The following is a 25239-nucleotide window of genomic DNA, read 5'->3' on the forward strand; positions in this document are numbered from 1 at the left end:
GCTGCCATTGCAGCGGCTTTTCTTTGTGCGCCGTTGGGTGGTGCCGCAAACGCACAAAAAAACAGTAAGCGCTGAATTATTTAGTGTCCTGTTGTATCTGATCCCTTAGAGCATTCATCGACAGGGATACGGGTATGAAACCTCGCAAGAAAAGCGTCCAGCCAATCGGCCTGAAGGACATCACCATCGTCGACGACACCAAGATGAAGAAGGCGATCACAGCCGCCGCGCTGGGCAACGCCATGGAGTGGTTCGACTTTGGGGTATATGGCTTCGTCGCTTATGCCTTGGGCAAGGTGTTTTTCCCCAACGCCGACCCCAGCGTGCAAATGATCGCGGCCTTGGCCACCTTCTCGGTACCGTTCCTGATCCGGCCTCTTGGCGGGTTGTTCTTCGGCGCCTTGGGCGACAGGTTCGGGCGGCAGAAAATCCTCGCCGCGACCATCGTGATCATGTCCCTGAGCACCTTCGCCATCGGCCTGATACCGTCCTATGCAAGCATTGGTATCTGGGCGCCGATCCTGTTGCTGCTCGCCAAGATGGCCCAGGGCTTTTCGGTGGGTGGCGAATACACCGGTGCCTCGATCTTCGTTGCCGAGTACGCGCCTGACCGCAAGCGCGGCTTTCTCGGCAGCTGGCTGGACTTCGGTTCGATTGCCGGCTTTGTATTGGGCGCAGGGGTGGTGGTGCTCATTTCCACGGTGCTGGGTGAAGAAAAATTCCTCGACTGGGGCTGGCGCCTGCCGTTCTTCCTGGCCCTGCCGCTGGGCATCATCGGCCTTTACCTGCGCCATGCGCTGGAAGAAACACCTGCGTTCCAGCAGCACGTCGACAAGCTGGAGCAGGGCGATCGTGAAGGCCTGGCGTCCGGGCCCAAGGTGTCGTTCAAGGAGGTGGCCACCCAGCACTGGCGCAGCCTGGTGACCTGCATCGGCGTGGTAATTGCCACCAATGTCACCTACTACATGCTGCTTACCTACATGCCCAGCTACCTGTCGCACAACCTGCACTACAGCGAAGACCATGGCGTGCTGATCATCATCGCGATCATGGTCGGCATGCTGTTCGTGCAGCCGATCATCGGCCTGCTCAGCGACAAGTTTGGCCGACGGCCGTTCATCATTGTCGGCAGTGTCGGCCTGCTGGCCTTGGCCATTCCGGCATTCATGCTCATCAACAGTGGGGTGCTAGGGCTTATTTTCGCCGGCCTGCTGATCATTGCCGTGCTGCTGAACTTCTTCATCGGTGTGATGGCCTCGACGCTGCCGGCCATGTTCCCCACGCACATCCGTTACAGCGCCCTGGCCAGCGCTTTCAACATCTCGGTGCTGATCGCCGGCCTTACCCCAACCCTCGCTGCGTGGCTGGTGGAGACCACAAACGACCTGTACATGCCGGCCTATTACCTGATGGTGATCGCCGCTGTCGGCCTGGTCACCGGCCTGACCATGAAGGAAACCGCCAACAAGCCACTGCGCGGCGCGGCACCCGCGGCATCGGACATCGAAGAGGCGCGTGAACTGCTACAGGAGCACCACGACAACATCGAGCAGAAGATCGAGGACATCGATGCGCAGATCGCCGAGCTGGAAGCCAAGCGCGAGAAACTGGCACTGCAGCACCCGCGTATCGAATGATCAGCGCGGCATGTAGCCACGCTGCCAGGACCGCGGAATGAACCGCGATATCAGCGCCAGCACGCAGGCCAGCGCACAGCTGCCGGCCAGCGCCTGCAGGCCCAGGTGTTGTTGCAACCAGGCGCCGAGCGCGGCGCCCAGCAACATGCCGGCCCAAGGCACCAACTGCACCCGCCAGCCGTTGCGCCGCTCGCCCAGCAGCCAACGCCCCAGGCCGCGGCCGAAACGCGACAGGGCGCCCGTCACGTAAGTCAGGCCGATGGGCAGGCCATTCACCTGTTCCACGACCGCATTGATCATGCCCATGGCCAGCGTGGCCGCCAACAGCGCAGGGAAGGTGGCCGGCAACGGCCACGCTGCGGCGAAAGCCAGCAGTGCGGCAACCACCAACAGCACCGGCCAGGCTCGACGGCGCAATCCGTGAGCCAGGAGCACACCCAGCGCATTGCCCGCGACGAAACCCAGTACGGCGCCACTGAGGCGTAGCACAAGGGCCAGGTCAGCTTCACTGATGGCCACCGCCAGGCGTGTGGTGTTACCACTCATGAACGACACGAAATCGCCCAGTGCCAGCAAGCCGATGGCATCGGTCATGCCGGCCAGCACCGACAGGGCGGCGACCAGGCCGAGGCCGACGCGACCACGCATTACCTGCAGGCGCAAACGCCTGGCTGAGCGCGCGGGGAGGGCGTTAGGGAGCATGTGCAGGCCTCAGGGCAGCAGGTTTTCGCGGGCCAGGGTACCTTTGATGGTGCGCTCTACCACATCGACCAGCACCATGGTCTGATGGTCGACCTCGATGTTGAGCAGCTCACCTGGGTGGTAGCTGGCGAAGGTGGTCTGACGCAGGGTTTCCGGGATCAGGTTGATGGTGATCACGTTGTCCTCCACGTCAGCGACCGTCAGGCTGCAGCCATTGACCCCGATGAAACCACGCGGGAACACGTATTTGCCCCATTGCGGCGGCATGCGGAACTTGATGAAGGCGCCGGTTTCCTTGATCGACAGCTCGACGATCTCGGCGGTGGTGGCGATGTGGCCGGCCATCAGGTGGCCGCCGACTTCGGCGTTCATCTTCGCCGAACGTTCGATGTTCACGCTCCGGCCAGGCTTGAAGCTGCTCAGATTGGTGCGTTCGAGGGTAGCGGTCATGGCGTCGAACCTGACCTGGCTGCCGTCGATTTCGGTCACGGACAGGCAGGTGCCTTCGACACTGACGCTGGCACCGATTTTCAGCTCGTCGAGCAGTTCCGGGGTGAGGTCGATGGTGAACTGGTTGTGGCCCGGGTAGGTGGTCACATCAAGCAGAGGGCGGACGGCCTGGACGATGCCGGTGTACATGGAGTTGCTCCTGGGCACGGAAAAGAAAACTTCCGAACGCTATGCCCGTAGCGCAGTAAATGCAAGACCAGGCTTCCTGGCTGGCAAGCCGGCTTGCGAGTCTGGCGCCTGCGCGGGGCAGGCGGCGTGCTTGTGGGCGAAACCGGTTTGCGACGGCATGGCCACGCCAGATTCAAACATGCCCGCTGCTGTTGACGATCCGCAGGCACAGCGCCTCGTACGGGTCCAGGTTCACCATCAGGCGCCCGTCCTCGGTCAAATCGCCTTCGACCGTCTCGTTGATCATGTCGACCACCGGCCCAGGTGTGAACCCGGTCAACAGCAGTTCCTCGGCAATCGCGTCCTGGCCGAAGTTCAGCGCAGTGATCTGGATACCGCGCCCGGCTGGCAGCTCATGCACCATCACCAGCAGCCCCGGGCTGCTCACCTCAGGTACCAGCACCTGACGGCTGGTGGCGATGCCGTAGGCCTGGCGCACAGCCAGCAGTTTCTTCACCTTGCAGGCAAATGAATCACTCTCGTCCAGCTGCCTGTCCAGGCTGCCGTACAGCGCCCGGGCACGCGGCATGCCCCGCACAGAAGCCTCTGCCTGTGGGTCAAGCCCGGCCAGGTCATAGCCGCCCCGGTGAATCCAGCGGGTATCGCCATCGAGCATGCGTTCGGCAACCGCTTCGGCGGGCAAGGGCAGGGCACCGACCAGGTCCCAGCCGGACAAGGCGACCACCCCCGGCTGCATGGCGTTGTACATGACCAGCAGCAGGTGCACCTTCTTGATCAGTTCGATATCCGCTACGCCAATCTGTTCGAGGTCGCGAATACCCAGTGCAGCAGCGATCAGGCTGGCGGTGGTGCAGGCAATGCCGTTGGTCACGAAGCGCAGGTTGTACGGCGCATGTTCCCCCGACAGCCGTTCGTAGATCTCTTCGCGGATATGTTCACGCAGGATGCTGCCAGGCAGGGTCTGGCCCTTGTACAGGTACATGTCGTGCGCGTGCAGTGTCCAGAAGTGCACCAGCTCCACGGTCAGCTCGTCATGGTTTTGCAGGGCATGGATCAGCGAGGCCGGGTCGATGCCGAAGGCGTGCATCTCCTTGAGCATCAGGCGCAGGAACTCGGTGTCGCCCGTCAGCAGCGCATGCTGGTAGGCCGGCCGGGTAATGAAATCGTAGGACAGGTCGGCACCACCCTTGGACATCTGCGCAATGTCATCGAGGGTCAGGTTCAGCTCCTGGAAGCTGAAACCGCCGGCCTTGCGGATCATGCCACCGATCAGCTGGTTGCCGACGAGCGACAGCGGGTGGCTTTCCGACCAGGCGGTGCCGCTGGCGCGGGTTTCCACGCCGAGAAAGCCGTTGGCGTCCAGGCGCAGGCCGCGTGCACCCAGGCAGTCCAGCGCGTGCAGTGCGTCACCAATGATCATTTGTTGGGCGGCGAAGGTAGGGTCCAGCCAGTTCAGCGAGGGCTGGCCTTCCTTGAAGTAATGCAGGTACACCCAGCGGCGGGTCTTGCCGTCGACGCCTGTGATCGGCGGCGTGGCGCTCCAGTCGGTTTCCTTCACGCCCGGCTCGAAGAAGATTACCCGTTGCAGCTGGCCAACGATGTAATGGCGCGCCTTCAGCTCGTCACACTGCGCTGGCAGTAAATTGACCGCATCGCGCCCGGCGGGCACCTCGGGCAGCAGCGCCCAGTCTTCTTCGCGGATCTCGACCATGTGGTACAGCCCCGGGTAGGGGCCATGGGCGAGCTCGGCCAGGCGGAAGTCGGCGCCCTTGCCGGTGTGCGAGGGGATCAGGTCGTCGATGGTCACGGCATTGTGCGCAGCGGCCATGCGGCTCATCTGGATCAGTTCCTGCTCGCTGCCGTACAGTGGGTCGATGTCGAAGCTGATGCGGTCGAAGTTGCCGTCCACGCTGGGGGTGAGTTCGCGGCCGCGGATGCCACCGGACAGTTTGATCGGGCCGGTGTGCAGGCCCTGTACGCCGATCTCCGACAGGCGCTTCCACAACGCTTCGTGGGCCAGGGCACCGAGCACCGAGCAACCCTCGGGCGCGATGATGGCGTCGGGGTAGACCGTCAGCCACACCGAGGCGATTTCGGTGGCGCGGCGGGGCTGGGCCTCGGCATAGGGTTGCTGCCACAGGCGCGACTGGCCTGAGTACAGGCTGGCCTGGTCCTGGGAGGCCTTGAGCATGGCGCGGTCTTCGAGCCATTTGACGTACGACGGGTCGGGCTGGGTCATTTCGCGTCCTCTTTGCGTGTCGGCACCGGCTCAGGTTATGACGGCGCTGCGGCCTGAACGTTCGGCTCGAGATGGGGGTTGGTTTCTTCGCGGGCTTGCCCGCTCCCACAGGCTGGACATACCGCTGAAGATTTGCGCTGCACCTGTGGGAGCGGGCGCGCCCGCGTAGAGGCCGGGCCTGCAAAGGTAGGATCAGCGCCTTGCCGACAACTGCTGCGGTGCCAGAAACGCATCATGGAAGTAATTGCGCACCGCCTGCATCGCCGGGCTGAATGCCCGTTCCCGGTGCCAGGCCAACCCCACGCTCATCGGTGTGACCGGGTCGCTGATGGTCACCGTCTCGATGCGCTTGCCCTCCAGCGACCACGGCCGGTGCACCAGGTCCGACAGGATCGCCACTCCGCTGCCATTGGCGACCATGCTGCGCACGGCCTCCACCGAGCTGGTGCGCACCCTTACGCTTGGCCGTTGCCCGGCCTGCTCCCAGTAGCGCATGGCACTTTGCTCGGCCTCATCCACGGTCAACAGTATGAACGGCTCACAGGCCACCTCGGCCAGGCTCACGGCCGATCGCTCGCACAGTGGGTGATGCCCGGGCAGCCACAGCCGGCGCTCGGAGTTGAACAGGGTTTCCGAGACGATGTCGGGGTGAGTGAGGTTGGCGGTGAGCACCACCGCCATGTCGAAACGCCCCTCCAGCAGGCCTTGCTCGATGGCGCTGCGCTCCTGCTCGTACAGCTCCAGTGTCACGCCCGGATGCCAGTGCTCCAGGCGCTGCAAGTGGTGCGGCAGGAAGTAGCCGATCACCGTGTAACTCGCCGCCAGGCGCAACAGGCCACTGGCACGCACGTCCGGAAGCGGGCTGTTCAACGCATCGTCGACACTGCGCAGGATGACGTAGGCCCGGTTCAAGAAGTGCCGGCCGGCTTCGGTCAGGCTCATGCCTTGGGCCGAGCGCTGGAACAACAGCACGCCGAGCATCGCTTCCAGCTCCTTGATGGCTGTGGTCACTGCCGACTGGGAGATGTTCAGGTGGATTGCCGCTTGGGAGATCTGGCCGATTTCAGCGGTGGCAACGAAGTAGCGGACCTGACGCAAGGTGAGTGACACGGTAGGCTCCCGGGGTATCTGATTTTCAGAAGGTACCCCATCTGTTTATAGATCTTCCCAAGGGGGTGCAGAGAATCTAACGTGGCTTGCATGCAGTCACAAGTGCCAGGAGACGCGGTCATGCAAGCAGTGGATTTCAACTCGGACATGGGTGAGGGCTTTGGCCCGTGGACGATTGGCGACGGCGTCGATCACGAACTGATGGGCTACATCAGCAGCGCCAACATCGCCACCGGTTTCCACGCCGGCGACCCCGGCACCATGCGCCGCACCGTCGAGCGCGCCAAGGCCCTTGGGGTTGCGGTGGGAGCACACCCGGGTTTCCGCGACCTGGTCGGCTTTGGCCGCCGGCACATCAATGCCTCGGCGCAGGAACTGGTGGACGACATGCTCTATCAATTGGGCGCGCTGCGTGAAATCGCTCGTGCCCAGGGCGTGCGCCTGCAGCACATCAAGCCGCATGGGGCGCTGTACATGCACTTGGCGCGTGACGAAGAAGCGGCGCGCTTGCTGGTGCAGAACCTGCGGGTGATCGAGCCCGAGTTGCTGCTGTACTGCATGCCGGGTTCGGTGATCTGCCGCATTGCCCAGGAAATGGGGCAGCCGGTGATTCGCGAGTTCTATGCCGACCGCGAGTACGACCTGAGCGGGTCGATCGTGTTTACCCGCAATGTGCGTGGCTACGAGGCCCAAGCCGTCGCCGAGCGGGTACTGCGTGCTTGTCGCCAAGGCGTGGTGCGCACGGTCGAAGGCCAGGACCTGGCGATCGAATTCGATTCCATTTGCCTACACAGTGACACCCCGGGCGCGCTGGACCTGGTCGAGGCCACGCGCAGGGCACTGGATGCGGCCGGCATCGTGGTGCGGGCACCGCGCTGAACCCGTCAGGCATCCGGCAAACCGACAAGCCGGAGCCCGTGCCTTTTGTTTTCGCCTGCCTTTCTATAAAGATTCCAAGAAAAGGAACTGTCATGGCCGAACCGCTTGCTACAACCCCGATCCGTTACAGCTTCGGCGCCGACGAGCACCTGTTTGCCGAAGTCAGCGAAAGCATGTCGCTGGAGGCCTTTTTCAAGGGTATGGCCGTCACCCGTGCGGTGGAGCGCATGGCCCTGGATGGCGTGCTTGATGTGTGCCTGGCCAATGCGTCGTTCCAGGTCCGCTTCGACCCGGACCGTATCGCCCCCGAGGCACTGCTCGAAGCCGTGCGCGGCGCCGAGGCGCAGGCGGTGGCCGAGCGTTCGTTGCAGACGCGGATCATCGAGATCCCGGTGCTGTACAACGACCCCTGGACCCATGAAACCCTGATGCGCTTTCGGGATCGCCACCAGGACCCGACCAGCACTGACCTGGAGTACGCCGCGCGCATCAACGGCCTGGCCGATGTCGAGGCCTTCATCGCGGCCCACAGTGGCGCGCCATGGTTCGTGTCGATGGTCGGCTTTGTCGCCGGCTTGCCGTTCATGTTCCAGATGGTCGAGCGCGAGCGGCAGCTGCAGGTGCCCAAGTACCTGCGCCCCCGTACCGACACGCCCAAGCTCACCCTGGGCCATGGCGGCTGCTTTGGTTGCATCTACTCGGTGCGCGGGGCGGGGGGCTACCAGATGTTCGGCGTCACCCCGGCACCGATCTACGACCCGCAGCAGACCTTGAATTACCTGAAAGAGCACATGGTGTTCTTCCGCCCAGGTGACATCGTGCAGTTCAAGCCTATCGACCGCCGCACCTACGACCAGGCGGTGGCGGAAGTGGAGGATGGCTGCTTCGACCTGCGCATTCGCCCGGTGGCGTTTTCCCTGGACGCCTTCCTCGCCGACCCGGTCGGCTACCCCAAATCGCTGCAGGAGGTGCTGGCATGATCAAGGTACTCAAACCGGGGCTGGCCACTTCTGTACAGGACCTGGGCCGCGAAGGTTACTACCACCTGGGTATCCCACCGTCCGGCGCACTCGACCAGTACGCCTTGAGCGCAGCCAATCACCTGGTGGGCAACCCGGCCGGCGCTGCGGGCCTGGAGTGTGCGCTGGTGGGGCCGGAGCTGGAGTTCCAGCAAGACGCACTGGTCGCTGTGTGCGGTGCGCAGATGCCAGCGTTGCTCGATGGCCGCGAGCAGCGACCGGACACTGCGTTTGCCGTGCGGGCGGGGCAAGTGTTGCGTTTCGGCTTTCCAACAGCGGGCGCCCGGGCCTACCTGGCAGTGGCCGGAGGCATCGATGTGCCCGAGGTACTGGGTAGCCGGTCCACCTACGCGCTGGGCGCGTTGGGTGGCTTTCATGGGCGCAAACTGATGGCGGGCGACCTGCTGCCGGTCGGCGTGCCCAGCGGCAAGACCCGTGCCGGTGCAAGTTTGCCCATGGCCCTGCGTCAGGCCCTGGGGGGCGAGGTGGTGTTGCGGGTGGTGCCTGGGCTGTACTTCCACCGCCTGACCGAAGCTGCAGCGCAACGTTTCTTCACCGACGCCTGGACGGTTGGCTCCGAAGCGGACCGTATCGGATATCGCTACAAAGGCGGCAGCGCCTTGAGTTTCCAGCCTCGCGAGCAGCCGTTCGGTGCCGGGTCGGACCCGTCCAATATCGTCGACAGCTGCTACCCGATTGGATCGATCCAGGTGCCGGCAGGGTTGGAACCGATCATCCTGCATCGCGATGCAGTGTCGGGGGGCGGCTACGCCATGATCGGCACGGTGATCAGCGCCGACCTCGACCTGATCGGGCAGATGCAGCCCAACCAGCAGGCGCGGTTCCTGCCGGTGAGCCTGGAGCAGGCACTGGAGGCGCGCCGTTCGTACAAGAAGAAACTGGCCTGCCTGGCCAGGCTCTTCAGCTGAGCATGATGTTTTCGCTGTAGCTGCGGCCTTGTGTCTCGACGGGGCCGCAACAGGCTCCGCAGCTACACCGAGCGCGCAGGCTTGCTGATGGTCTTGCCGGTTTGCGAGGCCACCTCAAGGGCTTGGCCGTCTCGCTGTTTGCCTTGGCGCGCCAGGCCTTCAAGCTGCGGTATCAGCATGCCTTCCGGCAAATGCCGCCAGAACCGCCCTGGCATGTGCAGGCGCAAGGCATCCGGGTTGAGGCGGGCCGGGTTGAAGGTGTGGCGGTAGTAGGTGCGCCAAAGTTCGGCGCCGGGGTCTTCGGCGTTGCGGGCCCACTGGCGCCAGGGCTCGGGGCACTGTCGCTGGTAGTCGAACGACTGGCCGTCGAAGCGAATGCCATCCTGTGGCGTGGCAATCAACCAGCGCAAACGCCCCAGACGGTCGGCGAAGTGGGCGCTGGCACTGTGCAGAATGTCGTGTGCCGGCTCGTGATAGGCCACCAGATCCAGCTGCAAGTGCTCAGCCAGTTCCTCAGGCAACGGCACGAAGCGTACAAACGCGTGCAAGTGATGCGCCTCGCGGGTTACCTGCTTGATGCGCCGTTGCAGCTCACTGCCCAGCCGGTCACCGGCCAGCATTGCCGTGCGGTCGCCATGGGCGACGCGCCACAGCACTTCATACAGCAGGTTCCAGCGCTGCTCGCCACGGTAGCAAGAGGCCTGCTCCAACTGGCTCAGCAGTGCGGCCGGGACTTTGGCCCGGAAAGGGCCAGGCCCTTCAGGCGGCACAGCCGGCACGGCCAGCAGGTCCGCCATCGGGCCTTGCGACCAGGTGACTTCCGACGGGTCGATGCCATGGCTCAACAATACGCGGGCCTGCTCGCGCCAGGTGGCGAACAGGTCGTCGCAGTCGAGTGCGATCACCCCCATAACCCCATCTGCACGGGCGCTGGCGGCTCACTCAAGCGCGCTCTCAGCAAGCCGCTGCGCAGCTCGGCCTGGGCGGGGCGGTAGTCGCTGGTGACGATGAACGGCCGTGCCTTGTCCAGCACGCAGCGCAGCTGGATCAGGTCGTCATAACGGATGCGCCGCTCCCGGCGCAAGGCGACCAGGCGCTGTACGCTGCGCAGGCCGATGCCGGGGATACGCGCCAGTAGCGCAGGTTCGGCGCGGTTCACGTCCAGCGGGAAGACTTCGCGGTTGGCCAGCGCCCAGGCCAGCTTGGGGTCGATGTCCAGTGCCAGGTTGCCGCTGTGGCCCAGCAGCTCGCCAGCCTTGTAGCCATAGCCACGCAGCAGGAAGTCGGCTTGATACAGGCGGTGTTCGCGCAGCAGCGGTGGTGCGGCGAGGGGTACGCTGCCGGGGCTGTCGGGGATCGGGCTGAAGGCAGAGTAGTACACGCGCTTGAGGCCGTAGCCCTGGTACAGCGACTCGGCATTGCGCAGCAAGGTACTGTCGTCGGTGCTGTCGGCGCCGACGATGACTTGGGTGCTCTGCCCGGCCGGGGTAAAGCGCGGCGCCCTGGGCTCGTTGGCCACGGCCTGCTGGCCCTGATGAATCACGCCCATCGCCTGGCGAATGGTGTGCCCTTGCTTTTCTGGCGCCAGGCGCTTGAGGCTGGCGTCGGTGGGCAGTTCGATGTTGACGCTGAGGCGGTCGGCCAGGCGCCCGGCTTCTTCGATCAGCAGCGGGTCGGCATCGGGGATGGCCTTGAGGTGGATGTAGCCGCGGAAGCTGTGCTCTTCGCGCAACAGCCGGGCCACACGGATCAGCTGCTCCATGGTGTAGTCCGCCGAGCGGATGATGCCGGAGCTGAGGAACAGGCCGCTGATGCAGTTGCGCCGGTAGAAGTCCAGGGTCAGGCGTACCACTTCCTCGGGGCTGAAGCGCGCGCGTGGCACGTTGCTGGAGCGGCGGTTGACGCAGTACTGGCAGTCGTACAGGCAGAAGTTGGTCAGCAGTACCTTGAGCAGCGATACACAGCGGCCGTCCGGGGTATAGCTGTGACAGATACCCATGCCGTTGGTGGCACCCAGGCCGTCAGCGCCGCGCGAATTGCGCTTGGGCGCACCACTGCTGGCGCAGGAGGCGTCGTACTTGGCGGCGTCGGCAAGGATGCCGAGTTTGGCGATGAGTTGCATGGTGGCTGACCTGCGATACTGAGTATTCATACAGTATTTTGAGATGTCGCCGATTGCAAGTGTTTGTGCGTCGTCATACCCGACTAAACGCGTCGGCTAAGCTTGTGGCTGAACCACGGACAGCAACGAGGCGCGGGAGAGGTTATGAAGATCACCATCAAGCCAAAACTGGCGATGGCCGGGCTGGCCTTGGCCATCGGCATGCTCAATGCCCAAGCGGCGGAAACCCGAAAGGTCGATGTGCTGCTTGTGGGCGGCGGCATCATGAGTTCTACCTTGGCCGTGTGGCTCAATGAGCTGGAGCCCGGCTGGTCGATGGAAATGGTCGAGCGCCTGGACAAGGTGGCCGAGGAGAGCTCCAACGGCTGGAACAACGCCGGCACCGGCCACTCGGCTCTGGCGGAGCTGAACTACACCCCGGAAAAAGACGGCAAGATCGACATCAGCAAGGCAGTTGAAATCAACGAGTCGTTCCAGGTAACGCGCCAGTTTCTCGCCTGGCAGGTCAAGCAGGGCGTGCTGAAAAACCCGCATTCGTTCATCAACACCACCCCGCACATGAGCTTTGTCTGGGGCGATGACAATATCCGCTTCCTGAAGAAGCGCTACGAGGCGCTGCAGGCCAGCCCCCTGTTCAAACCCATGCAGTACTCCGAAGACCACGAGCAGATCCGCAAATGGGTCCCGCTGATGATGGAAGGCCGCGATCCCAACCAGAAGCTGGCCGTGACCTGGACGCCGATCGGCACCGACGTCAACTTTGGCGAGATCACCCGGCAGTATGTGGGTTACCTGCAGACGCGGCCGAACTTCGATCTCAAGCTGTCGAGCGAAGTGCAGGACATCACCCGTAACGACGACGGTTCCTGGCACGTCGAGTACAAGAATCTGAAGAATGGCAGCAAGGCAGCCACCGATGCCCGGTTCCTGTTCATCGGCGCTGGCGGGGCGGCACTGCCGCTGCTGCAGAAGTCGGGTATCGACGAGGCCAAGAACTATGGCGGCTTCCCGGTCGGTGGCTCGTTCCTGGTCACTGACAACCCGGCTATCGCCCAGCGCCACATGGCCAAGGCCTATGGCATTGCCGCAACCGGTGCGCCGCCCATGTCGGTGCCGCACTTGGACACCCGGGTACTTGATGGCAAGCGCCTGATCCTGTTTGGGCCGTTTGCCACCTTCTCGACCAAGTTCCTCAAGCAGGGCTCATTGCTTGACCTGCTCGCCAGTACCAGCGTGCACAATGCCTGGCCGATGGTGCGGGTAGGGGTACGCGAGTTCGACCTGGTGCAGTACCTGATCGGGCAGGTGCTGCAATCGGACGATGACCGCTTCGAAGCGCTGCGCACCTACTTCCCCGAGGCGAAGAAAGAAGACTGGCGGCTGTGGCAGGCGGGCCAGCGGGTGCAAATCATCAAGAAAGACGAAGCGTTGGGCGGCGTGCTCAAGCTCGGTACCGAGGTGGTGACGTCCAGGGACGGCAGTATCGCCGGCTTGCTGGGGGCCTCTCCCGGTGCGTCGACCGCTGCGCCTATCATGCTCGATGTGTTGAACAAGGTGTTCAAGAACAAGGTGGCGTCGCCCGAGTGGCAGGCCAAGATCAAACAGATCATCCCGTCCTATGGCATCCGCCTGAACGACCACCCGGATCAGCTAGAGAAGGAGTGGGCATATACCAACGAGGTGCTGCAGCTTGAGCCGCCTGTCAGTCCGCAGCGCCCTGAGTCGATAAGGCCGGCTGACAGCCAGGGAGTGGCCAGCCGGTAATCATTGCCGTCAAGCTGGCGCAATCTTGCCACGTCCGATGCCGTAGTAAGCCAGCCCTGCCGAGGCCATGTGCTCGGGTTCGTACAGGTTGCGGCCATCGAACACCACCCGGTCGGCCAGCTGCTGCGGCACCTCGTCCAGGTTGAGCACACGGTAGTCCTGCCATTCGGTGACGATCACCAGGGCATCGGCGCCCCGCAACGCATCGTCCTTGCAGGGCACCAGTTGCAGGTCGGCACGCGGGCCGTAGTGGCGCCGGATTTCTTCCATGGCCTGAGGGTCGTGAGCCTGCACCCGCGCGCCCGCGGCCCACAGTGCTTCCAGCAGGACCCGGCTGGAAGCTTCGCGGATATCATTGGTATTGGGCTTGAACGACAACCCCCACAGGGCAAACACCTTGCCCCGCAGGCCGCCGGGGTAATGGCGCTGGATCTTGCTGAACAGCCGGCCCTTCTGCTGCTCGTTGACCGACTCTACTGCCCGCAGCAACTGTGTCTCGAAGCCTTCCGCCTCGGCACTGTGGCGCAGGGCTTGCAGGTCTTTGGGGAAGCACGAGCCGCCAAAACCGCAGCCGGCGTAGATGAAGTCGTAACCGATGCGCGGGTCCGAGCCGATGCCACGGCGCACCATTTCGATGTCGGCCCCCAGGTGCTCGGCCAGGTTGGCGATTTCGTTGATGAAGGAAATCTTGGTGGCCAGCATGCAGTTGGCTGCGTACTTGGTCAGCTCGGCACTGCGCGCGTCCATGACCATGAACTTTTCGCGGTTGCGGTTGAACGGCAGGTAAAGCTCGCGTAGCAACTCCACTTCGGCCGCTTCTGCGCCGCCGATGATGATGCGCTGGGGGCGCATGCAGTCATCCACCGCAGACCCTTCCTTGAGAAACTCCGGGTTGCTGATCACCTGGAAGCGGCTGGTATCGGCCACGGCCTGGGCGATGCGTGCCTTGATGCGGTGTACCGTACCCACCGGCACGGTGGACTTGTTGACGATTACTTTGGGCCCGTCAGCGTGTTCGAGGATGCTGTCGACCACGGCGAAAACGTGCTTCAGGTCGGCGCTACCATCGGCTTGCGGCGGAGTACCGACGGCAATGAACTGCAACCGGGCATAGTTGGCAGCCGCTGCGGCATCCGTGGTGAAGCGCAGCCGACCGCAGGCGAGGTTCTTCTCCAGCAGCGGCGCAAGGCCGGGCTCGAAGATCGGGCAATGGCCTTCACTCAGGCTGGCCACCCGATCGGCATCGACATCCATGCACAACACCGAATGGCCTACCTGGGCCAGGCACACTGCCTGGGTCAGGCCGACATAGCCGGTTCCGAAAACCGTGACCTTCATTTGACAGCTCCTTGATAGGAAAGCTGAAAAAAAATGTCACATCGTTGTTTAGGAATTGTGACCTGAGGGAAATGCTCGTGGGCCATATGGCCGTTATTCCACGTCGCCCAGGCAGAGCATCTAAACTTACTGACAGCTCGCGGTAGCGTGTTGTACCGCGAACGAAAACCCTTGAACCGACCACCGCCTTCCCGGAGCGGACGTCCCTCGTTGGCGATGGCCTTCTTGCAGAGGAGGGCAGGTCATGGACGAGGCAAGGCTTCACGATTTCATGGGCAAGCTGGTGGGCGACATGGGCGCAGCGGCGACGCTGGCCAATGTCATTCTCGGCGATGAACTGGGGCTGTACCGGGCCATGGCCGACAGCCAGGCGGTCACCCCTGAGCAACTGGCGGAAAAGACCGGCTGCCACCCGCGGCTGGTGCGCGAATGGTTGAATGCCCAGGCGGCATCGGGCTACATGGTCCATGACAAGGGCCGTTTTGTGCTGCCTGAAGAACAGGCCATGGCCCTGGCGCTGGAGGACTCCCCGGCCTACATGGCCGGCGGCGCGGCAGTGGTGGCGGCGCTGTTCCATGACAAGGACAAGCTGGTAGCCGCCATGCGCGGCGATGGCGGGTTGGCCTGGGGCGATCACCACCCGTGCATGTTCAGCGGTACCGAGCGCTTTTTCCGGCCGGGGTATCGCACCTTCCTGGTTGCGGATTGGCTGCCGGCACTGGAGGGTGTGGTGGCCAAGCTGCAGGCGGGCGCCAAGGTGGCGGACGTGGGCTGCGGTCATGGTGCCTCGACGCTGGTGATGGCGCAGGCGTTTCCGGCGTCGACCTTCGTGGGGTACGACTATCATCAGCCTTCAATCGTCACCGCCAACGCGCGTGCACGGGAAGCGGGGTTGGAGGGGCGGGTGAGCTTCCAGCAGGCCAGCGCCAAGGAGTACCCGGGGCATGATCATGACCTGGTGTGCTTCTTCGATTGCCTGCACGACATGGGTGACCCGGTCGGGGCAGCCAGGCATGCCTACCATGCTTTGAAAGCTGATGGCACGGTCATGCTGGTGGAGCCATATGCCGAGGACTCGCTGGAGGGTAACCTGACACCGGTCGGGCGCTTGTTCTATGCGGCGTCGACGTTTATCTGCACGCCCAATTCGTTGTCGCAGGAAGTGGGACTGGGGTTGGGTGCGCAGGCCGGGGAGGCGCGATTGCGGGCCGTCTTCGAGGAGGCGGGGTTCAGCCGCTTCCGGCGCGCGACGCAGACGCCGTTCAACCTGATTCTGGAGGCCCGCAAGTAGAGCGTGATCTTGCGCCGGCCTCTTCGCGGGCTTGCCCGTTCCCACAGGTTACGTGCTTGTTTCAGGGCTGTGGCGATCCTGGACCTGGAAAGCAGAAGGGGTGCTGCATGGCACCCCTTCTGTTTGTCGCTTAGGCTTCAGCGTCCCAGGGACGATCGCCTTTTTCATCTTTGACGCGGGTCGGCAGGCCCATCACGTCCAGCGCCTTGAGGAACGGCTCGGCTGGCAGCTCCTCGACGTTGACCATGCGCTTGGCATCCCACTCGCCACGAGCGACCAGCAGGGCAGCGGCCACTGGCGGTACACCGGCGGTGTAGGAAATGCCCTGGCTGTCGGTCTCGGCGTAGGCTTCTTCGTGGTCGGCCACGTTGTAGATGAACACTTCGCGCGGCTGGCCATCCTTGGTGCCTTTGACCAGGTCGCCGATGCAGGTCTTGCCGGTGTAGCCAGGGGCCAGCGAGGCCGGGTCTGGCAGTACGGCCTTGACCACTTTCAGCGGTACCACTTCCAGGCCTTCGGCGGTTTTCACCGGTTGCTCGCTGAGCAGGCCCAGGTTTTTCAGAACAGTGAACACGTTGATGTAGTGCTCGCCGAAGCTCATCCAGAAGCGCACGTTCGGGACGTTGAGGTTCTTCGAAATCGAGTGAACTTCATCGTGGCCGGTCAGGTACAGGTTTTGCGAGCCTACCACTGGCAGGTCGTCGGTACGCTTGACCTCGAACATGGTGTTGCTGGTCCACTGGCTGTTCTGCCAGCTCCACACTTGTCCGGTGAACTCGCGGAAGTTGATTTCCGGGTCGAAGTTGGTGGCAAAGTACTTGCCATGCGAACCGGCATTGACGTCGAGAATATCGATCGAATCAATGCTGTCGAAATACTGCTGCTGCGCCAGCTTGGCGTAGCTGTTCACCACACCCGGGTCGAAACCGACGCCGAGAATGGCGGTAATGTTCTTTGCCTGGCACTCTTCGAGGTGTTTCCACTCGTAGTTGCCGTACCATGGTGGGGTCTCGCAGATCTTGCCCGGCTCTTCGTGGATGGCGGTGTCCAGATAGGCGACACCCGTATCGATGCAAGCACGCAGCACCGACATGTTGAGGAAGGCGGAACCCACATTGATCACGATCTGCGATTCGGTTTCGCGGATCAGCGCCTTGGTTGCCTCGACATCGAGGGCATTGAGCGAGAAGGCCTGGATGTCGGCGGGTACCTTGAGGCTACCCTTGGCCTTGACGCTGTCGATGATGGCCTGGCATTTGGAGATGTTCCGTGACGCGATGGCGATACGACCCAGTTCGTCGTTATGCTGCGCGCACTTGTGGGCCACCACCTTGGCGACACCTCCTGCACCAATGATAAGAACGTTCTTCTTCAATTTACCCTTTGCTCCTTACTTGAAAGCCGGTCTTACGACAGGCTGGAAACGTAGTCTTCGAAACCGAACTCGCGGACGACTTCGACGCTGCCGTCGAGCTGCTTGACCACGATGGAAGGCATCTTCAGCCCGTTGAACCAGTTTTTCTTGACCATGGTGTAACCCGCCGTGTCGATGAACGACAGGCGATCGCCAATGGCCAGCGGACGGTCGAATTGGTACTCGCCGAAGATGTCACCGGCCAGGCATGACTTGCCGCAGACCATGTAGGTATGCTCGCCGTCATTGGGGGCCATCTTGGCGTTGAGGCGGTAGATCAGCAGGTCGAGCAGGTGCGCTTCGATCGAGCTGTCGACCACGGCCAGGTGCTTGCCGTTGTACAGGGTATCGAGCACGGTCACTTCCAGCGAAGCGCTGTTGGTGATGGCGGCTTCGCCCGGCTCCAGGTAAACCTGCACGCCGTATTTTTCCGAGAACGCCTTCAGGCGCGCGCAGAAGGCGTCTACTGCATAGTCTTCACCGGTGAAGTGAATGCCGCCACCAAGGCTGACCCACTCGACCTTGTGCAGCAGGTGACCGAAACGCTCTTCGATGTGCGTGAGCATCTTGTCGAACAGGCCGAAGTCACCGTTCTCGCAGTTGTTGTGGAACATGAAGCCGGAGATCTGTTCGATCACCTGTTCGATCTTCGCCGGGTCCCATTCGCCCAGGCGGCTGAACGGGCGGGCCGGGTCGGCCAGCAGGTAGTCGGAGCTGCTGACCTGCGGGTTGACGCGCAGACCACGCACCTTGCCTTCGGACTGTTCGGCAAAGCGTTGCAGCTGGCCGATCGAGTTGAAGATGATCTTGTCGCAGTTCTCAAGCATCTCCTCGACCTCGTCGTCGGCCCAGGCCACGCTATAGGCATGGGTTTCGCCGGCGAACTTCTGGCGGCCGAGCTTGAGCTCGAACAGGGAGGACGAGGTGGTACCGTCCATGTACTGCTGCATCAGGTCGAACACCGACCAGGTGGCGAAGCACTTGAGGGCGAGCAGCGCCTTGGCACCGGAGTGTTCGCGCACGTAGGCGATCTTCTCCATGTTGCTGAGCAGCTTGGTTTTATCGATGAGGTAATACGGCGTCTTGATCATTTAAAGGCCCCCGGCCAGGCCGGCCAAAAAAAGGACACGCATTGTGCCTTCACTTGCCGCAGACCGAAAGGGCGGGATACGCATTTCGTCAGGGTTGACGCCATTGCGTGGGCTTTTCGGTTGCGGCGAGCCTAGTAGATCAGGTGCATGTGACTGTCGTAATCACCCCCGACAGATGGCAGCTTCAGTCTGCCTGCTGCAGCCAGGCCTGGATCTGCTCCAGTGTTGCGGTAGCGCCACCACAGACCACCACCAGGACATTGCGCAAGGCGCCCAGAGCCTTGGCATCATAGGCCACTGCCAACGCCGCCCCGCACGCGGGCTCGACCAGTACACGGTGGTCCAGCAAGAACCGCTCACAGGCCTCCAGCGCTGCGCGATCGCTGACCAGATGGCTGTGCACCGGATGCTGCTGCACGCACATCAGCGCCTGATCAGCCACACGCTTGGCCCCCAGCGACGTCGCCACCGAGGCGATGCGCTCCAGCTCCACCGAATGCCCAGCCTGCATGGCCGCATGCAGCGACGCCGCGCCCTCGGTTTCTACCGCCAGCACCGGCACATCGCCCCAGCCATTGCGCTTGAGCCCCTCCACCACGCCACTGAGCAAGCCGCCCCCGCCGACTGACAACACCACCGCGTCCGGCTTCAGGCCGGCCTCGGCCACTTCATCCACCAGGCTGGCATGCCCGGCCCACAGCAGTGGGTCGTCGAATGGGTGGATGAAGGCATCGTTCGGGCCTACCAGTGTCTGTGCCAGGGCGTTGGCCTCTTGCCAGGAACTGCCTTGCACCACCACCTTGGCGTCTTCCAGGTGCAGCAACTGCTTGGCCCGTTCGGTGGTGGTTTCGGGTACCACCACGGTCACCGGCACCCCCAGCTTGCGTCCGGCATAGGCGACTGCCAAACCGGCATTGCCACCTGACGAGGACACAAAGTGCCGGGCGCCACGCGCGTGGTGTACCTCGCAGGCGTGGCCTACACCGCGCAGTTTGAACGAACCGCAGGGTTGCAGGGCGTCGAGCTTGAGCCAGATATTACGACCGGCCGCCAACGACAGCGGGCGCGACTCGATCAGGGGGGTATGAATGTGCAAGGTCATTGGCTGGCTCCGCGTAGTTGCTCGAGGTAGTTGTAAATGGTGTAGCGCGTCACGCCGAGGGCGCTGGCAGCCTTCTCGACGCCGCCCTTGACGATGAACAGGCCGCGCTCCTGCATGACGCGCACGGCCTCGACCTTGGCCTGTTTGTTCATCCGCCCCTGGCCGCTGCGCTGCAGGGCGGCCTGGATGATCTCGCTCATCAGCAGCTCCATGTCGGCAGGTTCGTTGACCGCAGGTATGGCCCCCAGCGGCTGCAGCTGCTGGAGAAAGTTCATGGCAGCATCCAGGCCGGTGACGTCGGTGTTGACGCACAGGCTGGCGAACGGGTGGCCGCTGCTGTCACGGAAGATTGCCGTGGCACTTCGTAGCGTGCGGCCTTTGAGCGTAGTGGGGTAATCGGGCAGCACCACCGGCTCACGGCCGTGCTGGTCGGCCGAGGCCTGCATCAGTGCCTTGAAACCCTGGTCCTGCTCCGGTGCGGCAAGGATCGGGCTGCCCACGCTGCGGCCGGAAAGATGCCCGTTGACGATCGCCACCACCGAGTGTTCGGGGTGGTCAAGGTCGTGCAGGAGTATTTCCATGTTGCGTGCGGCAACGCTGCCCAGTGCCTGGATCGCGGCCTTGAGCACGGTGAGGGTGAGTTGGCGTTCTTCGCTGGGGGGGATAGGCATGGCAGACCGCAAAATCAACTGTTTGTGCATTTTTACACATATAGTTGAAATTCGCGATCTGCTTTCGCGGGCCCTGTAAGACTCAGCCGAGCGCCGGCGTGCGCGGCGGAACCATCCGGCGCGAGCCGGTGGCCTCGAACGCGGCAGCAAAACTCAGCAGCGCGTTGTCGCTATAGGCCTTCCCGGCAAAGGTCAGCCCCACCGGCATACCGATATCGGCCATCACGCCCATCGGCACGGTCACGGTCGGCACGCCCAGGTGACGGATTGCCAGGTTGCCGTTGGCTACCCAGACACCGTTGCTCCAGGCGATGTCCGCCGATACCGGGTTGATATCGGCATCGGCCGGGCCAACGTCGGCTACGGTGGGGAACAGCACCGCGTCCAGGCCCAGCTTGTCCATCCAGTCTTCCAGGTCCAGCTTGCGGGTCTGCTCCAGGCCGCGCAGGCCGTCGGGCAGGGTCTCGATCTGGTCCCAGGTCTTCAGGCCACGTTTGGCCATGTTGACGTACTCGTCCATGCCGGCAGCCAGGTCGTCTTCACGGTTGGGCAGGGTGCCCGGGTCGTGGGGGAAGATCTTCAGCCCGTCGACATCGGCCAGGCGATTAAGCTTGGGGTCATCGTTGGCGCGCAGGAAGTCGTCAAAGGCCCAGCCCGACAGTTCCCACAGTTCGTCATGCAGGAATGCCTTGCTGACGATGCCACGGTTGTACACGGTCGGCGCACCTGGGCGGTCGCCTTCGCAGTTGGACACCAGCGGGAAGTCCACTTCCAGTACTTCGGCACCCGCCGCTTCCAGGGCCTGGCGTGCTTGTTGCCACAGGTCGATCACCGTGGCGCGGGTGTTGATGCGTTGGCCGGTCGGCCCGCCGATGCCTGGCTTCTCGGCGGTGCCCGCTTCGGGATCGGCATTTATATACATGCGTGGGACGCCAAAGCGCTTGCCCTTGAGCGCGCTGGCATCTACCGCCAGTTCAAGGTACGACGCTGGGCGTACCGTCGAGGCAGCGGGGATCGGCACCCACGGCTGCAGGCGCCACAGGTCGCCGCGCTTGTCGGCGTCATCGGCTACCACCACGTCGAGGATTTCAAGGAGGTCGGCCATGGTGCGGGCATAGGGCACCACCACGTCCATGGTCGGCGTCAGCGGCCAGTTGCCACGCACCGAAATCACCCCGCGCGACGGGGTGTAGGCGCACAGGCCGTTGTTGGACGCCGGGCCACGGCCGCTGGACCAGGTTTCTTCGGCCAGGCCAAAGGCGCTGAAGCTGGCGGCGGTGGCGGTACCGGCACCGTTGGACGAGCCCGAGGCGAAGGGCGCGGTCAGGTAGTCGGCGTTGTACGGGCTTTCGGCGCGGCCATAGACGCCGCGCTGCATGCCACCGTTAGCCATGGGCGGCATGTTGGTCTTGCCCAGGCACACGGCACCAGCGGCGCGCAGGCGCTCGATGGTGAAGGCGTCGCGCTGGGCGACCAGGTCCTTGAAGGCAGGGCTGCCGGAGGCGGCAGTCAGGCCTTTGACCAGGTAGCTGTCCTTGGCGGTGTAGGGGATGCCGTCCAGCGGGCTAAGCACCTGGCCCTTGGCGCGGCGGGCATCGGAGGCCTCGGCTTCTTTCAGCGCCTCCGGGTTGCGCACCACTACGGCGTTAAGGGCAGTGGCCGTGTCGGCGCCATCGTAGGCGTCGATGCGCGCCAGGTAGGCCTTGACCAGCTCGACCGCCGTTGTGCGGCCCGTCTCGAGCGCGTCGCGCAGCTCGGCAATGGAAACCTCGGTTACCTCGATCATGCGTTCACCAAAAAATGTGCAGGTGGGGGCTAATGCGAGGAGTGTACAAGAAGGGCTTGGCGGACGCAGGTTTGCGCAGGGGCAAATGGTTTTATGCAAGGGGGCATTGTCGGGGGCATTCGCAGGTATTGCACGGCCCATTGTGGGGGCGGCCTTTCAGTCACCCAAGGGCCGCTCCCACACGGTTTGCGTCAACCTTCCAGGTCTGCGGCGCTATGGCGCTCCGGCACCTGGCTGTGTTCATCTCCCCAGGTACGGTTCACGCGTGTACCGCGCTGCACAGCAGGGCGCAGGGCGATGTCCTCGGCCCAGCGCTGTACGTTCGGGTACTCGTCAACCGCCAGGAACTGCGCGGCGTCATACAGGTTGCCGCGCACCAGCTGGCCATACCACGGCCACACGGCAATATCAGCGATACTGTATTCCTCGCCGCTCAGATAACGGCTTTCGGCCAAGCGGCGATCAAGTACGTCCAGTTGACGCTTGGCCTCCATGGTGAAGCGGTTGATGGCGTACTCGAACTTTTCCGGTGCATACACGTAGAAGTGGCCAAAACCACCGCCCAGGTAAGGCGCCGCCCCCATCTGCCAGAACAACCAGTTCAGGCATTCGGTGCGCGCAGCCGGCGATTTTGGCAGCAAAGCACCGAACTTCTCTGCCAGGTACAGCAGGATCGAGCCTGACTCGAACACCCGCACCGGCGGCTCCACGCTGCGGTCGAGCAGGGCAGGGATCTTCGAGTTGGGGTTGACCTGGACGAAGCCACTGGAAAACTGATCACCCTCGCCGATGCGGATCAGCCAGGCATCGTATTCGGCACCGGCGTGGCCCAGGGCAAGCAGCTCTTCAAGGGCAATGGTGACCTTGACGCCATTGGGCGTGGCCAGGGAATACAGCTGCAGCGGGTGCTTGCCCAGCGGCAGGTCCTTGTCGTGAGTCGGGCCGGCTACCGGGCGGTTGATGCTGGCGAACTGGCCGCCGGAGGCTGCGTCGTTGCGCCAGACTTTGGGTGGCACGTAGGCAGGCTTGCTCATGCATGAATCTCCTTCAAAGGCGCGAAAACGGTCACGTGAAAACGTTGACCTGCATCTATGCCATGGGTTCGACGCAATGTGCAAATGCACAGGGTGCAGGCGCAGCTTGCATGACGGCGGTTTCATCCAGTTTTCATCCGGCACAACGCCGGCCGGTTTTATGCTGGGTTATCCCTTCGTCCTGCAAGGAGCCGCTGGCCGATGACCCTTGCACGCTGCGTGTTGGCGCTGGTCCTGCTCGGCGGCCTGTTGGCCCGCGCCGAGGCCGCGCCGTGGGTTGCCGGCCTGCACCTTATGACCTTGACCGACCCGGTCGATAGCCGCCCGATGCAAGCGCTGGCGTTCTACCCGGCCGTTGGCAAAACCCGTATCAGCCGTATAGACGGGTATCCCGTCGACGTGGCCGAAGAGGCGCCCGTCGCCATGGGGCGATTCCCGCTGCTGGTGCTGTCTCACGGCAATACGGGCAGCCCACTGGCCTTGCATTACCTGGCCACGTCGTTGGCGCGCCAAGGGTTCGTGGTGGTGGCGGTGGTGCACCCGGGGGACAACGTGCGCGACCACAGTCGCCTTGGCACCCTGAGCAATCTTTATGGACGGCCGTTGCAAGTCAGCGCGGCGATCACCGCAGCGCGTGATGATGCAGTGGTCGGGCCTTATCTGAATGACGGCAAGGTGGGTGTGATCGGCTACTCGGCCGGCGGAGAAACCGCGTTGATCCTGTCTGGCGCACGCCCCGACCTGGAGCGTCTGCGTCAGTACTGCCTGGAGCGTCCGCATGACGCAGACGCCTGCAAGACCCACGGCATACTGATTGCCGACCGCAGCGAACTGGCGCCCGAGACCGACCCGCGGGTGGGGGCGGTCATGTTGATGGCGCCGCTGAGCCTGTTGTTCGGGCGCCATACGCTGGCCGGTGTGCAGGTACCCGCACTGATCTACAGTGGCGACAGCGATCAGCTTGTGGCAGTGGACCGTAATGCCGAGGCCCTGGCCCGCAAACTGCCGGTCACACCGGACTACCGCCTGTTGGCCGGTGCCGGGCATTTCGTATTCATGGCCCACTGCGATGCCGAGCAGTACGCGCGAATGCCGGCGCTGTGCAAGGACGCCGACGGCGTCGACCGCCGGTATATCCATCATTCGCTGCAGCGAGAAACGGCAGCGTTCTTCAGCCAGGCGCTGGGGTCGCCAGCGCCGGCTGAGCGTTCAGCTGCGACGGGCGCGCCGCGCCAGCCACAACGTTAGGCCGACCCCGGCTAGGGCGAGCAGGGCAGCCACGCAGAAGATCGAGGCATACCCCAGGTGTACCGCCACGGCGCCCATCACCGGGCCGGCAATGGCCAAGGCCATGTCGAAGAACACAGCATAGGCACCCAGCCCTGCGCCGCGGCTGCTGCTGGGGACTTGTTTGATCGCTTCCACGCCCAATGCCGGGTACACCAGCGACAGCCCGAAACCGGTCAGCCCGGCGCCAACCAGCGCCCAGGGCGGCGAGGGCGCCAGCCACAGAAGGCTCAGGCCGAGCACTTCGGTGGCCATGCAGGCGACCGCCACGTTGTACCCACCAAAGCGGTTGACCGCGTTGACGAACAGCAGCCGCGAAATGATGAAGCACACACCAAACGCACTCAGGCACCAGGCCGCGCCGGCCCAGCCGCGCTCGAGGTAATACAGGGTGACGAAGGTGGTCAAGGTGCCGTAGCCGATCGAGGCCAGGGTCAAACCCAGGCCACACGGGGCAACCCGGCCGAACGCCGACCAGAAGGGCAGGCGCTCGCCGCGTACCACGACCACGTCGGGGCGCTTGCGAAGCACCAGCAGGGCAAGGGTTGCCAGCACCAGCAAAGCCGGCCCCAGCACGCTGAAGTCCAGCCCGTCCACGGCCAGAACGCCAACTGGCGCACCGATGGCGATCGCGCCATAGGAGGCGATACCGTTCCACGAGATGACCCTGGCAGTGTGTTCGGGGCCGACCTGGCTGATGCCCCAGCTCAAGGTGGCCACGCCGATCAGCCCTTGGGCGATGCCCAGCAGCAAGCGTCCACCGAGCAGCAGTGCCAGGCTCAGCAGCGGCAAGGTGAGGGTCCAGGCTGACAGCAACGTCAACACCCCGCAACCGGCAATCCCCAGCAGGCCAAAGCGGATGGCCTGTTTCCCTCCCAAGGTGTCCGCCACCCTCCCTGCAAACGGGCGGCTCAGCAGCGTGGCCAGGTACTGCAGGCCGATGGTTACACCGGCGATCACTGCGCCAAAGCCGAGCTGGTCGTGCACATAGCTGGGCAGCACCGCAATCGGCAGGCCGATGCAGAGGAACGCAATGAAGGTATAGAAAACGATCGACAGGATCTGCAGGGTGATGTGCAGCGTGTTACTGGCGGGGGCTGGTTGTTGCGCGGTCATGGGCTCTTTCGCGGGCGGGCGGTTGGGCGTGGTCCCATCATGGCCGTTGCGCGAAGGAAAAGACAGCAG

General features: G+C 63.6%; 21 protein-coding genes. 7 read left to right on the forward strand and 14 right to left on the reverse strand.

All coding sequences use genetic code 11. The annotated features are described in order from the left end of the window. Positions 1-134 precede the first annotated feature (134 nt). Positions 135-1637, forward strand: a complete 1503-nt coding sequence (proP, locus tag ACF8O8_RS24815; protein WP_392510642.1) for a glycine betaine/L-proline transporter ProP — start codon at positions 135-137, stop codon at positions 1635-1637. Here the strand turns inward: proP and ACF8O8_RS24820 are convergent, their stop codons facing one another. From ACF8O8_RS24820 to ACF8O8_RS24835, 4 genes are all read right to left on the reverse strand, one after another. Then, positions 1638-2339, reverse strand: coding sequence for a YoaK family protein (locus ACF8O8_RS24820; protein ID WP_010953817.1), 702 nt, complete (start codon positions 2337-2339; stop codon positions 1638-1640). Positions 2340-2348: 9 nt separating this feature from the next. Further along, positions 2349-2978 carry a riboflavin synthase gene (locus ACF8O8_RS24825; RefSeq protein ID WP_010953818.1) on the reverse strand — a complete coding sequence of 210 codons (630 nt, stop codon included), beginning with the start codon at positions 2976-2978 and terminating at the stop codon, positions 2349-2351. Between the two features lie 172 nt (positions 2979-3150). Further along, a complete protein-coding gene (gene treS, locus ACF8O8_RS24830) occupies positions 3151-5217 on the reverse strand; it encodes a maltose alpha-D-glucosyltransferase (protein ID WP_392510643.1) in 2067 nt (688 codons plus the stop codon). 192 nt (positions 5218-5409) lie between these two features. Further along, positions 5410-6327, reverse strand: a complete 918-nt coding sequence (locus ACF8O8_RS24835) for a LysR family transcriptional regulator (RefSeq protein ID WP_010953821.1) — start codon at positions 6325-6327, stop codon at positions 5410-5412. 120 nt (positions 6328-6447) lie between these two features. On the opposite strand from ACF8O8_RS24835, the gene ACF8O8_RS24840 reads away from it, so the two are divergent. From ACF8O8_RS24840 to ACF8O8_RS24850, 3 genes are all read left to right on the forward strand, one after another. Beyond that, positions 6448-7206, forward strand: a complete 759-nt coding sequence (locus ACF8O8_RS24840) for a 5-oxoprolinase subunit PxpA (RefSeq protein WP_392510644.1) — start codon at positions 6448-6450, stop codon at positions 7204-7206. Positions 7207-7298: 92 nt separating this feature from the next. After that, entirely contained in the window at positions 7299-8186 is an 888-nt protein-coding gene (locus tag ACF8O8_RS24845; protein ID WP_049586156.1) for an allophanate hydrolase subunit 1, read from the forward strand. Next, positions 8183-9154: a biotin-dependent carboxyltransferase family protein gene (locus ACF8O8_RS24850; RefSeq protein WP_014861077.1), complete on the forward strand. Its 972-nt coding sequence runs from the start codon at positions 8183-8185 to the stop codon at positions 9152-9154. Before ACF8O8_RS24845 ends, ACF8O8_RS24850 begins: the two co-directional genes overlap by 4 nt. A 62-nt stretch (positions 9155-9216) precedes the next feature. On the opposite strand, the gene ACF8O8_RS24855 is transcribed toward ACF8O8_RS24850, so the two are convergent. Continuing rightward, positions 9217-10065, reverse strand: coding sequence for a TIGR03915 family putative DNA repair protein (locus ACF8O8_RS24855; protein ID WP_392510645.1), 849 nt, complete (start codon positions 10063-10065; stop codon positions 9217-9219). Further along, on the reverse strand, positions 10056-11276 hold the full coding sequence (locus tag ACF8O8_RS24860) for a putative DNA modification/repair radical SAM protein (RefSeq protein ID WP_104887527.1): 1221 nt from the start codon (positions 11274-11276) through the stop codon (positions 10056-10058). The genes ACF8O8_RS24855 and ACF8O8_RS24860 overlap by 10 nt, the downstream gene beginning before the upstream one ends. Positions 11277-11420: 144 nt before the next feature. Between ACF8O8_RS24860 and mqo the strand changes: the two genes are divergently transcribed. After that, positions 11421-13040 carry a malate dehydrogenase (quinone) gene (gene mqo, locus ACF8O8_RS24865; protein WP_010953827.1) on the forward strand — a complete coding sequence of 540 codons (1620 nt, stop codon included), beginning with the start codon at positions 11421-11423 and terminating at the stop codon, positions 13038-13040. A gap of 9 nt (positions 13041-13049) precedes the next feature. On the opposite strand, the gene ACF8O8_RS24870 is transcribed toward mqo, so the two are convergent. Next, positions 13050-14378, reverse strand: coding sequence for a UDP-glucose/GDP-mannose dehydrogenase family protein (locus ACF8O8_RS24870; protein WP_010953828.1), 1329 nt, complete (start codon positions 14376-14378; stop codon positions 13050-13052). Between the two features lie 244 nt (positions 14379-14622). On the opposite strand from ACF8O8_RS24870, the gene ACF8O8_RS24875 reads away from it, so the two are divergent. Then, positions 14623-15669 carry a class I SAM-dependent methyltransferase gene (locus ACF8O8_RS24875; protein WP_010953829.1) on the forward strand — a complete coding sequence of 349 codons (1047 nt, stop codon included), beginning with the start codon at positions 14623-14625 and terminating at the stop codon, positions 15667-15669. 130 nt (positions 15670-15799) lie between these two features. Here ACF8O8_RS24875 and ACF8O8_RS24880 read toward each other — a convergent pair whose 3' ends face one another. The 6 genes from ACF8O8_RS24880 to yghU form a co-directional block, all read right to left on the reverse strand. Further along, positions 15800-17044, reverse strand: coding sequence for a saccharopine dehydrogenase family protein (locus ACF8O8_RS24880; protein WP_003248123.1), 1245 nt, complete (start codon positions 17042-17044; stop codon positions 15800-15802). Between the two features lie 32 nt (positions 17045-17076). Next, complete coding sequence (gene nspC / locus ACF8O8_RS24885) at positions 17077-18174, reverse strand: carboxynorspermidine decarboxylase (RefSeq protein ID WP_003248125.1); 1098 nt, start codon at positions 18172-18174, stop codon at positions 17077-17079. A 184-nt stretch (positions 18175-18358) separates the two neighbouring features. After that, a complete protein-coding gene (locus tag ACF8O8_RS24890) occupies positions 18359-19276 on the reverse strand; it encodes a pyridoxal-phosphate dependent enzyme (protein WP_350297782.1) in 918 nt (305 codons plus the stop codon). Next, a complete protein-coding gene (locus ACF8O8_RS24895) occupies positions 19273-19947 on the reverse strand; it encodes a transcriptional regulator (RefSeq protein ID WP_049586315.1) in 675 nt (224 codons plus the stop codon). The genes ACF8O8_RS24890 and ACF8O8_RS24895 overlap by 4 nt, the downstream gene beginning before the upstream one ends. An 82-nt stretch (positions 19948-20029) precedes the next feature. Next, the gene (locus ACF8O8_RS24900; RefSeq protein ID WP_010953832.1) at positions 20030-21733 is read right to left on the reverse strand and encodes an amidase; all 1704 of its coding nucleotides are present in this window, start codon (positions 21731-21733) and stop codon (positions 20030-20032) included. A 191-nt stretch (positions 21734-21924) separates the two neighbouring features. Beyond that, positions 21925-22767 (reverse strand): glutathione-dependent disulfide-bond oxidoreductase, encoded by an 843-nt coding sequence (yghU, locus tag ACF8O8_RS24905; RefSeq protein ID WP_010953833.1) that lies wholly within the window; start codon positions 22765-22767, stop codon positions 21925-21927. A 201-nt stretch (positions 22768-22968) separates the two neighbouring features. Between yghU and ACF8O8_RS24910 the strand changes: the two genes are divergently transcribed. Further along, complete coding sequence (locus ACF8O8_RS24910; RefSeq protein WP_392510646.1) at positions 22969-24015, forward strand: alpha/beta hydrolase family protein; 1047 nt, start codon at positions 22969-22971, stop codon at positions 24013-24015. Here ACF8O8_RS24910 and ACF8O8_RS24915 read toward each other — a convergent pair. Next, positions 23977-25170 carry an MFS transporter gene (locus ACF8O8_RS24915; RefSeq protein WP_350297784.1) on the reverse strand — a complete coding sequence of 398 codons (1194 nt, stop codon included), beginning with the start codon at positions 25168-25170 and terminating at the stop codon, positions 23977-23979. The two genes, ACF8O8_RS24910 and ACF8O8_RS24915, sit on opposite strands and share 39 nt — an antisense overlap. Between the last annotated feature and the right edge of the window lie 69 nt (positions 25171-25239).

It is taken from the genome of Pseudomonas sp. TYF_14, assembly GCF_043105275.1.
GTDB lineage: Bacteria > Pseudomonadota > Gammaproteobacteria > Pseudomonadales > Pseudomonadaceae > Aquipseudomonas > Aquipseudomonas alloputida.